Below are 17,725 nucleotides of genomic sequence, written 5' to 3' on the forward strand. Positions count from 1 at the left end.
TTTTTATTCTCTAATATTTTTTTCAGATTTTAGCAAATTTTCTAGATCTAAAACCAATTTTTCGTGCAATTCTTTGTTATTTTGCTCTTGATTTATCAAGAATTTTTTACTTATATCAGTAGCAACATTAATAATATTTTCCTGATGTTTTTTTACAATTTCTTTTTCATATTCGGTTAAAACTTTTTGACCTTCAGAAATAAGACGACGAGCTTCTTCGGTGGCTACTTTTTTAGAATTTTCGATAAGCTGATTTGCCTCAAGTTGAGATTGATGTTTTAAATCAATGCAATATTGCTTTGTTTCTTCTAAATGATTTTGCGATTGTTTTGCTAATTCTTTAGCTTCATTATTTGATTGAACTGTTGAGTCAATGTGTTTTTGGAGAAAAGCTTTACGTTCTTTGATATATTTTTTAAGTGGACGATAGACAAAATAAGTCAAAACCAAAAATAAAACTATGAAACTAACAAATGTTGCAGCAACTACATAAACATTAGGGATTATCCCTTTAAACAATTCGCCTAATGATTGATTAATACTTTCCATTTTTTACAAATTTGGGATTAACCTTGTACGAAAATTAAGATAAAGGCAATTAAAAGCGCGTAAATTGATGATGTTTCTGAGATAGCTGTTCCAATTATTAACACACGAAAAACTCTTTTTTGTGCTTCAGGATTTCTTGCAATAGCATCACAAGCTTTTCCAACAGCATAACCTTGACCGGCACCAACACCGATAACTCCGATCATCGCAAGTCCAGCACCTAAATATGCAAATGCAGTCGCATTTAGTCCTGAATGAGCGGTGTTAGTAGCAGTTTCTTGAAAATTTTGAACAATTTTTTGCGAGAAATTTATAACAGATTCCATTTTTTTCCTTTTTTTTATAATAAATTTATAATAAATTTATAATAAATTAATTATTTTATTTGCAAAATAATTAAGTTTGAACAATGTTCAATGTGTTTTGTTCAATTTTTTGCTTTTTTGGTGGATGAATTACTTCCATTCCTCAATATGAAACAGTTAGAATTACAAAAATAAATGACTGTATCAACGAGCCGATAATATCAAAATAGATAAGAAACGGTGGAAAAATTAATACAACCGGTAAATTAAAGTTACCAAAAACACCTAACGGGATTTTTTGGTAAAGTCAGAGAACACCTGAATAAATAATCAAAAAGAAAACGGAACCTGAAATTATATTTCCATACATTCTGAAAGAAAGCGAAATTAATGGAGCGGGTACTCCTATTATTTTGAGTGGATTTTTCCCAAATTCAAGTAAATAATGCCATTTTCCATAAATTGTTCCAACAACAAAAATCCCTAGCCAACTAATTACGGCCAAACTTAAAGTTACCGAAATTGAGGTAGAAATTGGTTCAAGACCTGAAAGTGACAATAAATTACCTAATAAAAAAAAGGTAAAAAGAGAAAAAATGTAAGGTTTTGCTTTATTTACATAACCTTCGCCGGCAGATTCGACAAGGTCATCAATGAATAAAAAGTATGATTCTGCAAATAAAACTATTGCCGAAGGAGCTTTATCAACTTTTGCTTTTTTTATGTGAAAAAAAATAATAATTGATAAAATTATTACAAAAACTACTAAAATAAAAAGAGTAAATAACTGCGGTTGATTTCAATGTGAAAAAAAATTCATTTTTACTCCTTTATTTTTTTGTGCTTTGATATTAAAAAATAAATTATAGCACTAATTGGAAAAATTGTATAACCAAAAATAAAAGAAATTATATTTATTGGTGCAAGTAAAAAATCGTAACTATTTTCAGCAGCTCTTTGAAATGATTTATTAATAAAAAAAATAGCTAGCAAAATTGCAGATTGAGACAAAATTAATATAATATAAACAAAAAAAGCAAAAAATGAAGAGGTTTTTTCTTTATTTTTTGCTTTTTTTGTTATGATGCTAAAAAATAAGTTTTTTGAAAGCAAAAAGGATGCAACACTAAAAAAGGAAAACAATCATCCTAAAATTAATGTGTAATTTCAAATTGCAACTAAAGATAAAATTAATGCAATTGCTAAAAAAATCTTAAAATAAAAGTAATAAAAATATTTCATTGCTTTAAATGGCCTAATTTTTAAATGATTTTAGCACAACTAATTTTTTTAAACCCATTTTTTTATTTACACTTGCGATAATATTCTTAACTTTTGGACTAGTATTTAACATACTTATGTCATAATCAGAAATTTTTGACAAACAAATTCCAAACCCTAATATTAATGAAAAATCATCGATTTTGTTTGCAAGTGCAACTAAATTATTATACAGCAAATCATAATTATTTGAAGGTTGAGATAAATCTGTAAAAAAGCGGTTTTGTTCTTTGTTTTTTAACTTAAAATATATTTCAACACGGTTTGCACCTTTGTTAAACTGGTTTAGTTTGGCAACTAAACTTGGTAAAAATTCTGAAATTAAAAGTAGTGTTTCTGTTTTTGTTAGTTGGGTAGAATGACAAAAAGTGCGAAAATGTGAGACACTTTTGAAATTTTCTGGCTTGTTTGCAACAATGTTGTCTCCTGTTGAAGTCAAAGATTGAAAAAATCCATAACGCTGAACACCTAAAACTTGAATAATTTTTTCATTATCAACTCCAGCTTTTACTAGATCATCAATGGTAAAAATTCCAACATTTTTTAGTTTTTGAGCCGTAACAATCCCTATTCCAAAAAGCTTTTCGATTTTTTGGGAATAAATAAGTGGTCTTATTTTATCCCTTGAAATAACAGTGATTTTTTCTGGGGTATGTTTTGCTAAATTAGTAGCCATTTTTGCCAATAATTTATTGTGAGAAACGCCTATTGAAATTGGTAATTTAAGTTCTTTTTGCAACTTTTTCTTAATATGGTACAACATTTGGTAAATTGTATTAAATTTGTTGAAATAATCACTCAAATCCAAAAAACACTCGTCAATCGAGTAAATTTCAATTTTATTTGTAAAATTTTTAGTGATAAAATCAAAAAATTGCCTGGACAAAAACCGATAATAAGCCAAATTTGGTTCAATTACAACCAAATTTGGGATCTTTTTTTTAATATTTATTGTTTTATCTGTGATTTTGAAGCCTTTTTCTTTAACCTCTTTAGAAATAGAAACAGCCATTGCAAAATCCTCTTTTCGAGAAATTGCAATTGGCTGTCCTTGTAATGTTGGATCAAGTCTAATTTCTGATGAGACAAAAAAAGTATCAATATCAATGTGGGCAATTATTTTTGGCATATGACAAAAATAATTATACTATTATTTTATTTTTTTACAATTTAGCGCTAAATATCTTGATACAAGCTAATTTTATAATTTCTATTTAATTTATTCTTTTTATATTTTCAGAGAATTTCAATATAAATTGTTTGCTGATTTTCATCAATTTTGTACCGAAAATTCAAAGATCCAAATGATACTTTAACTTTTGAAATAATTTCCTTGATAACATTTTCAACTAATCACTCATCAATATAAACTTTTCCTTGTTTTACTTTTATTGTATCGTAAAAATCATTAGCATAAATATTGGGAAAAACATCGTTATCTTTGTATTCTGATTCATTTTTGACTTCAAAATCTAGTTGTTTTTTTAAAGGTGATAGTGATTTTTCAACTCTAGAATTATACAAATACCAACCTAGGATTCCGCCGCCAGCAATAATCCCTGTTGCAAGAAGACCTGATAAAATTTTAGCAGTGATTTGCATCTATTCTTCTAACTGATTTTCTTCATCTTCTTTAAAATTAGTAAAAGAAAGATCTCTCAGCTGTTCAATTGTTAAAAAATTAGTTGCAACATATTTAAAATCTTGATTAGAAATTTTGATTTCATCAGATTTTATAAAAGGGGTCGGATAATTTGTGATTTTTAGACGGTAAATTCCTTTTTTCTTTTCGTAGTCAATTAATTTTTTGTGTATTTGTTGAGAAAAACCAACACTAATTTTCTCAAAATCAGAATTAATGGACATTTCGACTTTTGGATTTAAGGATCCTGAAAAATTATAAGGAATAATGAATCCTTGTTGGGAAATTTGTGAATTTCCACTAAAAACAACCCGTTCTTTTGAATCATAAAAAGTGCTTGAAGTTATGAAAATGTCCCCAATTATGTATTTTCCCTCAACAATTTCGAGTTTTGTGTTTTTATTATAGATATCTGGGCGAAATTGGAATGATAAATTTAAAAAATTTTTTGCTGCTGTGGTTGATTTTATTGGCAGATTTGTCAGTTTTAAGTCAGAAATATTGATCTGGCGGTCAATATTTCCAGCATGAAAAGTCTCAGGATCAACCCCAACCTTAAAAATATTTATATTGTGTTTTTCTTGAATAAATTTAACAGGAAAAAAATAAACTGTTTGTTCGTCGATTTTTTCATAAGTTTTAGAAAATTCACGTGAGGCGTCAGCACCTAAATTTGCCATTTTTATTGACTTTAAAAGTTTAAAGCCAATTCCTTGATTTTGGATAGAATATTCTTTGCGTACATCTGAAAAATTGCGGATTTTTACCACATTATCAAGCATGATTTGTTGCTCGTTATCTTTTGTTAAATACACTAAAATATTATCTATTTTTTCAAATTTGTCAGCTTTATCTTTACTTTTTTCGCCATCAAGACCTCCAAAAATAAAAATTGCTTGATTAAATCGCTCAGGTAATAATTCTAAAACTTTTGGACCTGCAGGAAGTGAATTATTTACTTGAACATAAGCATTCACTTTTCCCGGTATTTTTGAAAAAACAGTGACAATTACTGTATATCTATTTGAAACAATATCGCGCTCGATTTTTACAAATTGTCTAATTCCATTAGGTGATGAATTTGATGCATAGTTAAAAGAAATTTGGCCATAGCTTCTTGCAATTTGAATTTCGGGGCTTTGGCTTGGAATAAGATCTAAATTCATAAACTAAAGATTTAAAATTATAATAAATTGGTCGATTGCTTTGTGCATATTTTTATAATATGTAGACTTGGACCAGTATTTTTTAATTCAATTACGGTCATTATCGATAAATTCTTTGATTAAAAGTTTAGTGTATCTAGGTTCTAAGAGTGAAAGCGCTCTTTCAATTGCTGAAATTGGTAAATCATCATTTTTATTTGCAATTCCTAAAGTTTCATAAACTTTTTCTTTTTGTGAGTGGAGTTTATTAGTTTTATGATATAGGAATAAAAAAGAGACTAGTGATTTTTTTTGAACAAATGTCCATTCTGATGGATCTTTTAATTTTTTGCGCAATGATCTTGTCGGTTTACGGAAATCATCCATTTTTATAACTCCTGTAAAAAATTTAAACTCAAAAAATTAATAAATGGTCAAAATATTTTAACTTCATTGAAATTCAAAATTATAAATTTTAACAGTGTCGCCTGATTTTATTCCTAGTTTTAAAAGTTCATTTCACAAGCCTATATTTTTAATTTTCGAGTTAAATCTAAAAATATTTTCCTGAGAATTTAATGGTATTTTATTAACTATTTTTTTAATTAATTCACCAGTAACCTCGTAAAACCCTGGAAATTTATTAGTAATTAAAAACGGTGCTTCGAGATTATATTCAACAAAATCTTCCTTTTTGTCTGTTTCCTCGATATTTTCAGTTTGATTTGCTTGCAAAATAAGCTCAAACATTTTTTTCTTTATATTTTGAATTTCAGCACTATTATTTGAAATCAAACTGGCTTCAATTACGGGAATTTCGGGAAATTCTTGTTGAAAAAGTTGAATATTTTTTTTAAAACTGGGTAAATCAGATTTATTTGCTATTATTATTTGGCTTAGTTTTAGCAATTTTTGGCTAAAATTAGCTAGTTCGGCATTAATACTTTTAAAATCATCAATCGGGTTTTTTTCTTGGCTACCAAAATCAATCACATGAGCAATTGCACGGCAACGTTCGATATGCTTTAAAAAAACAATTCCCATTCCTTTTCCCAAACTTGCTCCTGAAATTAAACCAGGCAAATCTGCAACAACAAATGAATCATTGTAAGATTTTACCATGCCCAGTTGCGGAACAATAGTTGTAAATTCATAATTAGCAATTTTGGGTTTAGAGTTAGAAATTAATGATAAAAGTGTGGATTTTCCGGCATTTGGTTTACCAACCAGACCAATATCAGCCATAACTTTGAGTTCAAGTTGAAGAATTAATTTTTGACCTTCTTCACCGTTTTCAGATATTCGGGGTGCTTTATTTCTTGAATTCTTAAAACGGGCATTGCCCTGACCGCCTTTGCCGCCACAGGCAATTAAATATTTTTTTTGAGTAATTACATCACAAATCAGAGTGTTTTTTGAAAACACTTGTGTTCCAAGGGGGACTTTTACAAAAATATCCTTACCATTAGCTCCGGTCCTATTTTTTGATCTACCATTTTCACCATTATTTCCGAAAATTTTTTTAGTTTGATAAAACGGAAATAACGAATTTAGACCAGAATCTCCAATAAAATAAATAGAACCTCCATTACCACCATCTCCGCCATCTGGTCCACCTTTATCAACATGAGCCTCTCTGCGAAATGATATTACACCGTCACCACCCCTACCTGCTTGAATTTCTATTGAAACTTGATCAATAAATCTCATTTTATTCCTTTCATAATTTATATTGTTCGTATAAATTATCTAATTTTTCCATGTAAGGGGTGTCGTCAAAATATTTAGTTTCTTGAGCATTCACTCATAAAATTATAAGGTAAAGAACGAAAATTCTATGCAATAATATTAGTTTATAATTTAGTTTTCCATAGAAATTAAGAAAAATTTTTTCCTGATCATTATCTAACCTTGCAGATTCTATAAAATATGCAAGATCAAAATGTATGTCGCCTTTTGATGCATATTCTCAATCTAAAAAATAAATTTTTTTGTTTTTTTCAACCATATTCATTAATCACAAGTCATTATGAAGTGGTTTAGTTTTATCCATATTTACCAAAATTTCATTGATAAATGGGTTATATTTTTCAATTGTAGGGTTTTTTATCCCTTTTTCAGATAGAATTTTTAAATATTGTTCTACTCGAAATGCATGGTTAGATGGTGGAAAAACTAAATTTGAATTATGAATTTGTCTTAATTGCAAAGCGATTTTTTCAAGCGATTCAGTGGTAATTTCTACACTAGATCCTTCAATTCATTCTCAAATAATTTGTTCTTTTGAATCAAATATTAATTTTGGAACAAAATCAAAATTTGATAAAATTGAATAATCAATTTGATGATTCATTCCATTATAAACTTTTTCTTGAATAAATTGTGAATCCTTGCGAAAAGATTTATTAGTAAAACCAATTGAAATTTTTTTCATACTATAAATTTTATTAGATTTTTAGGATTTTAAGCTAATAATTCTTGCTAGGACAAAAATAAATGTATCTTTTTTCCGCCCTAGCGTACTATTTTAAGAAAAACTGCTAATTTTTTCTTAAAATAGGAAAATTGGTCGATTTTTCCTACTTTTGAGGTTTTTTTACAAAAAAAATTAACTTAAAATAAGAAAAAACAAGAAAATTATTTATAACCCAATATTTAAAAAGGACAAAAATGACTGAAATAAACGATAAATCACTATTAAAACAAGCTCTAAGTGATATTAAGAAAAAATTTGGAAATGAATCTATCATGGTTTTAGGTGAAAAACCACCGATTGACACTGAAGTTTTTTCCTCTGGAAGTATGGCCATTGATATGGCTTTGGGAATTGGCGGATTCCCAAAAGGTAGAATTATTGAAATTTATGGTCCTGAATCATCAGGAAAAACGACTATTACCTTACACGCGATTGCCGAAGTTCAAAAGCGCGGTGGAATTGCGGCATTTATTGACGCCGAACACTCAATTGATTCTCAATATGCAAAAAATTTAGGAATTGATATTGATAATTTAATTCTTTCTCAGCCAGATTCGGGTGAACAAGCCCTTGATATTGTCGACACATTAGCAAAAACAAAAGCTATTGACTTGATTGTTGTAGATTCGGTTGCCGCTTTAGTTCCAATGGCAGAGCTGCAAGGCGAAATGAAAGATCAAGTAATTGGGGCGCAAGCGCGACTTATGTCAAAAGCGCTTCGAAAAATAACTGCATCATTAAATAAAAACGGTACAACAGTTATTTTTATTAATCAAATTCGTGAAAAAGTAGGGGTAATTTTTGGAAATCCAGAAACAACTCCAGGTGGTAGAGGGCTAAAATTTTACGCTTCAATTCGACTTGATGTAAGAAAAGTTCAACAAATTTCAACAGGAAATGATATAACAGGGCATAGCGTAAAAATAAAAGTTGTTAAAAATAAGCTTGCAATCCCGTTTAAAACAGCATTAGTTGAAATTGTTTTTGCAAAAGGTATTTCAAAATCTGCTGAACTTATTCATTTAGGAGAAGAATTAGGTGTTCTTACCAGAAAAGGATCATGATTTGCATATAAAGGTGAAAATATCGCACAAGGAAAAATGAATTTGAAGCTTTTACTTGAAAATAATGAGAAATTATTTAATGAAATAAAGGAGGAAATTACTGAAAAACTAAACGAAAATCAAAAGGAAAATGTAGAAATATAGTAAAATTATACCATAATGTTCAAAAGAGCAAAGTGGATTTTTTACTATTTTTTTTTATTAATTTTCCTTGCGGGTTTTAGCGGAACTATTTACATTATTTATGTTTATCTGTCTAGAGATATTGATTGAATCGCTATTTTAGCATTTGTTTTGGTTTATAGTTCTACCTCGCTTTTTAATTTATTTATTTTGCTACAAAGAAGAAGACATGAAGCAAAAATTTCATGACTGATTGCTTGTTCTATTTTGCCAATAATTGGGCCAATTGCTTATATTTTTTTAGGGCGAAAATACTCAAATCACCAAGATATTAAGCATTATTTTTCACAATATCAGTATTTTATTAGCCCAAATAAAACTGATGAAAAGTTACTAGAAAAAATCCCTAAAACTGATCGAGATTTATTGGTTTATTCAAGTGAATATTTCTTATCTCCTGTTCAAAAATTTACTGGCGATTTGCTTGTTGATGGTCATAGTTTTTTTGAAAAACTTTTTAACGACATTCAGAAGGCAAAAAAATTCATTTTTATTGATGTTTATATTGTAAAAAACGACTTTATTTGAAAAAAGTTAAAAAAATTGCTAATTAATAAACGTAAACAAGGTGTAAAAATTAAGATTTTGGTTGATTCTTTTGGGGCTTATTACATAAAAACACGGCAATGACTTGAATTAAGAAGTCAAAAAATCGAAATTCTTTTGTTTAATGCGCTCAAATTACCTTTTATTTCAGGCCAAAGTTTTTATAGAAACCACAGAAAAGTTTTTCTAATTGACGGAAAAATTGTATATACTGGTGGAAATAATATTTCTGAAGAATACTCCGGTTTTGACAAAAATTTTGGCTATTGAATGGATTTAAATCTTCGACTTGAAGGCGAAATTGTCGAAACTTATTGCCGAAATTTCCTATTTCATTGGTCAAAATGGGGTAAAAAAAATATTTCTAAATCTGAAATTAATAATTTTTGCAAATTTGAAGAAAACAGCATTCAATCTACTAAAATTAAAAATTTAGGGGTTGTTATTCAAAATGGTCCAAATTTACCCGACTCATTGATTGAGGGTTTTATTTTAAAAAGTATTTATTCGGCCAAAAAAAATATTAAAATTTTTACACCATATTTTGTGCCAACACAAAAAATTATCGACGCACTTAAAGACGTTTTGCTTGCAAAAATAGAGGTAGAAATTTTTATACCAGGCAGAAACGATATTTTAATGATTAAAAGTTTTAATCATTACTTTGCGTACAAATTGCTAAAAAAAGGTGCTAAAATTTATTTTTTTAAGGAAATCTTTTTTCACGGGAAATCAATAGTTATTGATGATAATATTGGGATGATTGGGACAGCAAATTTAGATGCTAGGTCCTTATTTTTCCAGTATGAAACCAATTTATTTTTTAAAGGTAAAATTTTAAACAAGTTTTTAAATCATATTGACTTACTTAAAAAACAAAATATTATTGTTGAAATAAAAGCATTTAATAAAATTTCTAATATTTTTAAGTTTTTAATTTTCTTTTTGAAAACTTTGGTTTAAAAAATAGCTTTTTTATAGTATAATTGAACTTACTTTTGGTTGTTAGTCATGTTAAAAACAGTTTTAATTATTTTTATTGCGATTTTTGGTTTCCTGATTGTTTTAGTTTCGCTAATTATGTCCCCACATTCAAACTCATTCTCTGGAGCACTGATTGGATCGAGTGATTTGGATTTATTCCAAGTGTCCAAAGAACGTGGTATCAAAAAGTTCACAAAATGAGCAATGTTTATATTGGGGTTTATTTTTTTAGCTCTGTCGTTAGTAATTAGGTTGTTATAAAATTCATGGAAATTATATCTCAAGAAAAGCTCAAAAATTTTCTTCAAAATGAAAAAACTTTTATTGAAATTGTTAGAAAATTTAACGTGCCTTTTGACTTAAACCAACATTTGACACACCAAATAAGCAATTTAATTGAAAATTTTCAGATTTTCAAAACTCTAGAAGGTAAATATTATTGGCCTAAATTTATAGAAACTCGGGTTGGTATTTTCCGCGCTACCCAATCTTCATTTGGTTTTGTTGAAAATAAACAAAATCCGGCCCAAAAAAATAATGTTTTTATACCTGGAAGATTTACTGCTAATGCTCTTGAAGGCGATGAAGTCAAAATTAATATTTATGTTGATAGATTCAAAAGCGATCAATTTTTCGGTGTTGTTACTAAAATTATTCAGCGAAACACTAAGTTTTTAATTGGAAAAGTTGTTAAAAATGATAAATTTTGAGATTTTGAGCCTATTAATTTTAAGGGTAATTTTTTCTTTCGGTGAAATTCAACTCAAGATCTAGAAATCAACAATTTTTATAAAGTAAAAATTGTTGATTATCAAAAAAATGTGCTAAAACTGGCTGTTATTCAAAAAATTGGACACCAATCAGAGCCTTTTTTACATGTAAAAATTCCTATAATTGAATCAGAAATCACTGATGCATTTAGCCCAGAAGTTCTGGCTGAATCTTCAAAAATTGAACAAGAAATAAAAAATATCGACAAAAATAGAGTAGATTTACGAAATGAACTTGTGATAACAATTGATGGCGATGATACAAAAGATTTTGATGATGCCATTTCTATTGAACAAACAAAAGAGGGAAATTTTCTCTTAAAAGTTCATATTGCAGACGTAGCCCATTATGTAAAACAGGATTCAGCAATGGATATTGAAGCCCAAAAAAGGGGAACTTCAATTTATTTGCCTCACATGGTAATTCCTATGCTACCTGAAGAATTATCAAACGGAATTTGCTCTTTGATGCCTAATGTTGACAGATTGACTATCACAATGGAATCTCTTATAAATAAAAAAGGTGAAAATTTATACATTAAAATTTATCCTTCTGTGATTAATTCAAAATGGCGTCTAACCTATGAAAAAGTAAACAATTTTTTTGCTGGTTCATTTTCATTTGGTGATGCAGATTTAGAAAATATGTTAAAAAAGTGTTTAAATTTAAACACTATTTTGTCAAATTTTAAGAAAAAACAAGGTTATATTGACCTTGCGCTTGATGAAGTTAAAATTATTTTAGACCAAGAAGGATATACGCAATCCCTAAGACTAAAACGAAGAGGAATTTCTGAAGAATTAATTGAAAATTTTATGATTAGGGCGAATGAAAATGTTTCGGAATTTTTAACCAAGAAAAAAATTCCAATTTTATACCGAATTCACGCAACCCCTGATCCTGAAAAAATAACAATTTTTAATCAAGTTATTAAATCTTTGGGCATACAACACAGTTTAAAATTGAATCCTAATTCTAAAGAGTTTGCACATAAAATTAACCAAATAAAATTAGAAAATAGTGACAATTTTCTTAAATATTCAATTTTAAGAACAATGCAAAAAGCAATTTATAGCACTGAAAACGAAGGTCATTTTGGTCTTGCAGCTAGTTTTTATAGTCATTTTACTAGCCCTATCCGTCGTTATCCTGATTTATTATTGCATAGAATTATTCATAACTTTTTGTTTCAAAAAAGTGATGACATTGAAACTTATAAGCAAATTTTGAAAAAAAATTCCTATACAACAACCGAATTAGAACAAAAAGCATTTAATTTAGAGCGAAAAATTATAAATATAAAAAAAGCTGAATATGTCCAAAATTTGATTGGAAAATCTTTTAGGGCGCAAATAACTTCTATTATTAAATCCGGGTTTTTTGTTGAAATTGACGGAATGTTTGACGCCTTAATAATTAATAAAAGTCTTCCTGATAGCGAAAATGATCCTTATGTGTTAGCGGAGGATAATTTTTGCTTGTACAATAAAAAACATCGATTTAAATTAGGTGAATTTATCGATGTTAAAATTGAAAGCGTAAATATTTGAGATGGAAAAATTAGTGCAGTTTTAACAAATTATTAGCCTTAATTGTTAAAAAATCCCGTAAATTACAACGTTTTTTTAAATCTAACACTCACAAAAGAAAAATCTACTTATTAATCAAATAAAGCAAACTAAAAAAGCAAAACCATAAAAAAAATACAACTACTATTTAAACTCAATGTAAATAGAAAACTCGTTTTTATTTACATTGAGCCTAAAAAAATATGTGAAGTTTTGAAAGAACAATAATTAAAAGCCCTAAATTTATAGATTTCTAAACGGTTAAATTTAAGGCATTCCATCATATTTAATAAAAATATAATGGATAATCCGCATTTTCTGATTTTTTTATGGCAAAAACTTCCTTGATTCCCCTCCTTAATTTAATATCAAAATTTATTAATTATTCTTAGTGAGGTTTATTATAACATAATTTTTTCTTAGGCCAAGCATTTTTTTTTTTTTTTTGCAAAAGGTTAATTTGAAAACTATAAAAATTAAGGTTTTAGGGTCAAAAAACACGGTTTTTAAACAAGGACAAAGAAAATTAACACTAAAGGTGTTGGCTTTTTTGTTCGAGTTTAATGAAAAAGCTAACACGCAAAGTGTTAGCTTTTTTAAATTTTCAAATACAGCAAAAAGGAGAATACTAATGTCAAGACACTTTAAAAAAGACGAGTTTGATATGATTTATAAAATTTACAATGAATTTGGATTAAAAAAAACAATAAATTATATAAATGATATTTCACCAGATACAAATTTTATAACCAGAGATCAACTAGTTCGAAGAATCAAAAAAATTATTAGATATTATAATTATGGTATGCAAGATCAATTATTAGATAAAAAGGGTGCAAGAAGAAAGCCAGGGAGTCGCAAACCTAAAAAACAAATTGAACCCGATTGAAACGAATTTACAAAAGAAGAATTAATAGAAATAGCTAAGAGATATTACGAAACCAACAAAGATAAATCAAAATCAGGAAAACTTAGTGAAGCCAAAACACTAAATATTCCCTACAGCAAATCTGCAAAAATTTTTAATGTATGCAGACAATCAGTGGCAAAATCTAAAACTAGAGTTATAAAAGTAAAAGAGCACGAAAATGACGCAATAATTAAAAAATCCTTTCTTGACAACAAAGGTAGATATGGTCGCTTAAGGTTGAGTGCTTATATTTCTATGAAATATAATATTGACATTCACCCTCGAACTCTTGGAAGACATTTAAAAAGATTGAATTTAGTATGCAAAATTAGAAAAAAAAGAAGAAAGAGCGAAATTAAGAACACCAAATTCGCACTGCCGGATATTGTTAAACGTGACTACAATGATAAATTAAATAGAAATATTTTTGCTACTGATGTTACATATATAAAAGCTCCTAGAGATGTTAAGGAAAACCATGTATTTTTGTCTGTAATAATTGAGCATAAAACTAAAAAAATCAGAGATTTTAAATTATCTGTAAACAATGATCTTAATTTAGTTATGGATAATATAAAGACATTTAGGTCTATTGATAAAGATTTTGTTATTCATTCAGACCATGGATTTCAATACACTTCAAAAGTCTATATTGACAAAATAAATAAAATGGGAGGAACTGTTTCATTGTCTCGCATAGGAAATTCTTTGGATAATAGGGAGGTTGAATACTGATTTTCAATTATAAAAAGCGAATGCTTAAACGAGTTAAACTACAGCAAAATAACTTTTGAAGATCTGAAAAAAATAATTGCAGATTATATATTTTGATACAACAATTATAGAATTCAATCGATTTTAAATTGAAAAACACCACAGCAATATGCTATGATGTTATAATAATATTAAACTGTTAATTTTTCTTGTCCTAGTTTATTTACCGGTATTTTTGCATATTTGTGTTCACTAAAAAGTGAATTTTTGCCATCAAACTGAGAAACTCGGGTGTTTTAACAAATTATTAGTCTTATTTGCAAAAAAATGCTGTAAATTACAGCGTTTTTTTAATTTTTACTTTTTTTCCTAAAGATTTTATTTTTCAGTTTTTTTGAAATTCAAGGTTGAGCATGATCATAAAGAGAAATAATAAAAATTCCAATGGGGCCAACAAAAATAAAAATATCTGCAAAATTAAATGTCCCACTTGACCTTACAAATGGCAGAAAAAGCAAGTCTTTTACGTGATTATTATCCAAAATTCGGTCAATTTCGTTACCTCAATTCCCGCCTAGTAATATGGCCATAAAAATTGTTAGCGCGTATCTTTTTGAAAAAGGAATCAAAATCAAAAGTATCAAACTTATTAAAAAGGCAAAAATATGAATACCTGTAAAACCAATAACGTTATTAATTCCCGAAGTTACACCTTGATGCAAAAATGGACGAAAACCAATAAAACCCCATGAAATTACTTTGACAAAGCCTTTATCGGTTGATTCTCTATACTCTTCATAGGTAAAAATTAAATTTTTTGTTAGTTGATCAATTAATAGAGTAACGAGAATAACCAAAAAAGCAATCAAAATATTAATTAGTAAGCGTTTTTTGCCGATTTTAATATATTTTGAATTAATATATTTAATAACGGCATTATTTTTTGCTTTCATTTAAAACCTCAAAACAACGGTCACAAACATCCTGAATTTTTTCAAAATGGTTTCAACATCTTGGACATTTAGGTCAATTAAGATTATAAATGCTTATTTCATCTTTAAATTCAACTTTTGCAACCATTAATAATTTCACAAGATCAAGTGATTTTAGAAAATTTGAGGAATTAGAATCTAAAACAACTGCAATTTCATTTGAGCGATTTATTTCTTTTGATTGAATTTTTTGCTCAATTAGTTGATAAACAGAATCTTTAACATCAAAAAATTCAATTCATTTTTCATCTAATTTTGGATCAAAATTAGACTTTTTAAAGAAATTTTCCAAGTGGATTGATGTTTTTTTGTCACTTTTTTGAACAAATTGATAAATTTCCTCGGCTGTTGTTGACATAATTGGTGCAATTGCAATATTTAAAACCAATAAAAGTTCGTAAAAAACGTATTGAATTGAGCGTCTTTTTACTGAATTTTTTGAATCTGCATACAAAATATCTTTAACAATAGACAGATAAAAATTAGAAAATTCAATTATAAAATTATTAATTATTTTTACAACACGGACAAAGCGATATTCATCATAATACTGAATTATTTCGTTTTTTAGCTTTTGAATTTTATTATATATAAATAGGTCAACTTCCTCTAATTTATATTGTTTTGGTTCAAAATCTGCTAAATTTGTAATTAAAAATCGAACTGTGTTGCGAATTTTGCGATAAATTTCAACATTTTGTTCAAAAATTGACTCTGAATAAACAATGTCGTTGTAATATTCGCTATTTGCAACTCAAAGTCGAAAAATATCACAACCGTACTTGTTCAAAATTACAAGCGGATCAACCCCATTTCCTTTTGATTTTGACATTTTATTCCCTTTTGAATCGACAACAAAACCATGAGACAATAATTTTTTATAAGGTGAAAAACCAAAATATATCACCGAATTTATTAAAGATGAATTAAATCAGCCGCGATATTGGTCAGATCCTTCTAAATAAATATCAAAAGGAGGATTTTCGTTGTTAATATTTGCGGCAAGAAAACTAACACCTGAATCAAATCAGACATCCAAAATATCATTTTCTTTTGTTCAACCTAAATTTTGATATTTAGGAGGCAAAAGTTCGTCAGCAGTTTTTTGGTATCATATTGAAGAACCAAATTCTTGAACTTGTGAAATTATATGGTCAAAAATTTCAGGCTTATCTAAGACGGGATTTTTATTTTGATCATAAAAAATAATTAACGGAATTCCCCAACTTCTCTGGCGCGAAATTAGCCAGTCTTTTCTGTCTATTATCATTTTTGTTAAGCGGTTTTTGAGTCATTTTTCAGGAAATTCAATTTCATTTATCGCTGTTTCAAGCTCTTTTTTAATTTTTTCAACAGAAACAAATCACTGAGGTGTGCCACGATAAATTACGGGTTTTAATGTTCGTCAATCATGAGGGAATGAGTGGGTGATAAAATTTAATTTTAAAAGCGATTGTTTTTCTTTGAGATATTCGCTTATTGATTTATTTGCCGAATCATAAAATTGGCCAGAAAATTGTCCTGCTTTTTCATTAAATTTTCCATCATCTTCAACGTGCATAACCATTTCAAGATCATTTTCTCGACCAATTCAGTAGTCATCCTCACCAAAAAGTGGCGCAAGATGAACAAGGCCCGAACCAGCATCCAGGGTAACATGGTGACCTGAAACTATAGGACAAATCTTGTCAAAAATAGGATGAAAATACTCGAGATTTACAAGGTTTTTCCCTAAAAATGTGTCAATAATTTCATAAGAATTTCAGTCAAAACTTGAAGCTAATGTTTGTAATAATTTTTCTGCTAAAATGTAAAAATTTGAGCCAACTTTTACTCTAACATAGTCAAAATTTAGACCAACAGCAACCCCTGAATTTGCAATTAGTGTCCAAGGGGTTGTTGTTCAAATAATAATTTTATCGCCACTTTTTACAAAATTGTTGTCATTTTTAACATCAAAAGCAACAAAAATGGAAGGAGACCGGTGATTTAGATACTCAATTTCGGCTTCAGCTAGTGCGCTTTGACTTGAAGGAGATCAATAAATTGGCTTTAAAGCGCGATAAATTAGACCTTTTTCAGCGATTTTTTTAAATAATTTGAGTTGCTTTGCTTCATAGGTTGGGTCATTTGTTTGATAAATTTGACTAAAATCTGTTAATAAATTTAGTTTTTCAAACTGTTTTTTTTGAACTAAAATTTGCGAATTAGCAAAATCATTGGCTTTTTGGCGAATTTCTAATGTCGATTTTGTTTCAATTTGGTTAATAATTTTATTTTCAATTGGAAGACCATGAGTATCTCAACCTGGGACAAAAGGTGAATAAAAACCAGACATTGATTTATAGCGAACTATTATATCTTTTAAAACTTTATTAAGAGCATGGCCGATATGAATGTCACCATTTGCATAAGGGGGTCCGTCATGAAGAATAAATCTTGGATTATTAATATTTTTTTTTAAAAGATTTTGGTAAACGTCTTCCTTTTTTCAAAATTCAGTAAAAAATTTGTCCTTCTGAGGCAAATTAGCTTTCATTGAAAAATCTGTGGTAAATATATTGAGCGAATTTTTATAGAAATTTTTATCCATTG

The 17,725-nt window shown here is 28.1% G+C and carries 16 protein-coding genes; 5 read left to right on the forward strand and 11 right to left on the reverse strand.

Going from position 1 to position 17,725, the window contains the following annotated elements:
• Positions 1-3: 3 nt before the first annotated feature.
• The 9 genes from KW512_RS01335 to KW512_RS01375 form a co-directional block, all read right to left on the reverse strand.
• Positions 4-549 carry an ATP synthase F0 subunit B gene (locus tag KW512_RS01335; protein ID WP_258841705.1) on the reverse strand — a complete coding sequence of 182 codons (546 nt, stop codon included), beginning with the start codon at positions 547-549 and terminating at the stop codon, positions 4-6.
• A 17-nt stretch (positions 550-566) separates the two neighbouring features.
• Positions 567-875 (reverse strand): F0F1 ATP synthase subunit C, encoded by a 309-nt coding sequence (locus tag KW512_RS01340; RefSeq protein ID WP_069098695.1) that lies wholly within the window; start codon positions 873-875, stop codon positions 567-569.
• Positions 876-945: 70 nt separating this feature from the next.
• A complete protein-coding gene (locus KW512_RS01345; protein WP_069098694.1) occupies positions 946-1,674 on the reverse strand; it encodes a F0F1 ATP synthase subunit A in 729 nt (242 codons plus the stop codon).
• Positions 1,675-2,109: 435 nt separating this feature from the next.
• Positions 2,110-3,264, reverse strand: coding sequence for a Y-family DNA polymerase (locus tag KW512_RS01350; protein WP_258841706.1), 1,155 nt, complete (start codon positions 3,262-3,264; stop codon positions 2,110-2,112).
• Positions 3,265-3,311: 47 nt separating this feature from the next.
• Positions 3,312-3,737, reverse strand: coding sequence for an MHO_1590 family protein (locus KW512_RS01355; RefSeq protein ID WP_069097806.1), 426 nt, complete (start codon positions 3,735-3,737; stop codon positions 3,312-3,314).
• A complete protein-coding gene (locus tag KW512_RS01360; protein WP_258841707.1) occupies positions 3,738-4,943 on the reverse strand; it encodes an MHO_1580 family protein in 1,206 nt (401 codons plus the stop codon).
• A gap of 3 nt (positions 4,944-4,946) precedes the next feature.
• Positions 4,947-5,309: an MG284/MPN403 family protein gene (locus KW512_RS01365; protein ID WP_258841708.1), complete on the reverse strand. Its 363-nt coding sequence runs from the start codon at positions 5,307-5,309 to the stop codon at positions 4,947-4,949.
• 57 nt (positions 5,310-5,366) lie between these two features.
• Positions 5,367-6,632 (reverse strand): GTPase ObgE, encoded by a 1,266-nt coding sequence (obgE, locus tag KW512_RS01370; RefSeq protein WP_258841709.1) that lies wholly within the window; start codon positions 6,630-6,632, stop codon positions 5,367-5,369.
• Position 6,633: 1 nt separating this feature from the next.
• The gene (locus tag KW512_RS01375; protein WP_258841710.1) at positions 6,634-7,356 is read right to left on the reverse strand and encodes a phosphotransferase; all 723 of its coding nucleotides are present in this window, start codon (positions 7,354-7,356) and stop codon (positions 6,634-6,636) included.
• Between the two features lie 236 nt (positions 7,357-7,592).
• On the opposite strand from KW512_RS01375, the gene recA reads away from it, so the two are divergent.
• From recA to KW512_RS01400, 5 genes are all read left to right on the forward strand, one after another.
• Positions 7,593-8,606, forward strand: coding sequence for a recombinase RecA (recA, locus tag KW512_RS01380; RefSeq protein WP_258841711.1), 1,014 nt, complete (start codon positions 7,593-7,595; stop codon positions 8,604-8,606).
• A gap of 15 nt (positions 8,607-8,621) precedes the next feature.
• Positions 8,622-10,154, forward strand: a complete 1,533-nt coding sequence (locus KW512_RS01385; RefSeq protein WP_258841712.1) for a phospholipase D-like domain-containing protein — start codon at positions 8,622-8,624, stop codon at positions 10,152-10,154.
• Positions 10,155-10,202: 48 nt separating this feature from the next.
• Positions 10,203-10,436 carry a preprotein translocase subunit SecG gene (secG, locus tag KW512_RS03920; protein ID WP_258841713.1) on the forward strand — a complete coding sequence of 78 codons (234 nt, stop codon included), beginning with the start codon at positions 10,203-10,205 and terminating at the stop codon, positions 10,434-10,436.
• 5 nt (positions 10,437-10,441) lie between these two features.
• Positions 10,442-12,532: a ribonuclease R gene (gene rnr, locus KW512_RS01395; protein ID WP_258841714.1), complete on the forward strand. Its 2,091-nt coding sequence runs from the start codon at positions 10,442-10,444 to the stop codon at positions 12,530-12,532.
• Between the two features lie 613 nt (positions 12,533-13,145).
• Complete coding sequence (locus KW512_RS01400) at positions 13,146-14,324, forward strand: IS3 family transposase (RefSeq protein ID WP_258841715.1); 1,179 nt, start codon at positions 13,146-13,148, stop codon at positions 14,322-14,324.
• 164 nt (positions 14,325-14,488) lie between these two features.
• Here the strand turns inward: KW512_RS01400 and KW512_RS01405 are convergent, their stop codons facing one another.
• Together KW512_RS01405 and ileS are read right to left on the reverse strand one after the other, a co-directional pair.
• Positions 14,489-15,091 (reverse strand): signal peptidase II, encoded by a 603-nt coding sequence (locus KW512_RS01405; RefSeq protein ID WP_258841716.1) that lies wholly within the window; start codon positions 15,089-15,091, stop codon positions 14,489-14,491.
• The gene (gene ileS, locus KW512_RS01410) at positions 15,075-17,723 is read right to left on the reverse strand and encodes an isoleucine--tRNA ligase (RefSeq protein WP_258841717.1); all 2,649 of its coding nucleotides are present in this window, start codon (positions 17,721-17,723) and stop codon (positions 15,075-15,077) included. The genes KW512_RS01405 and ileS overlap by 17 nt, the downstream gene beginning before the upstream one ends.
• Between the last annotated feature and the right edge of the window lie 2 nt (positions 17,724-17,725).

This window comes from Mesomycoplasma ovipneumoniae, from assembly GCF_024758565.1.
Classification (GTDB): Bacteria; Bacillota_I; Bacilli_A; order Mycoplasmatales; family Metamycoplasmataceae; genus Mesomycoplasma; species Mesomycoplasma ovipneumoniae_B.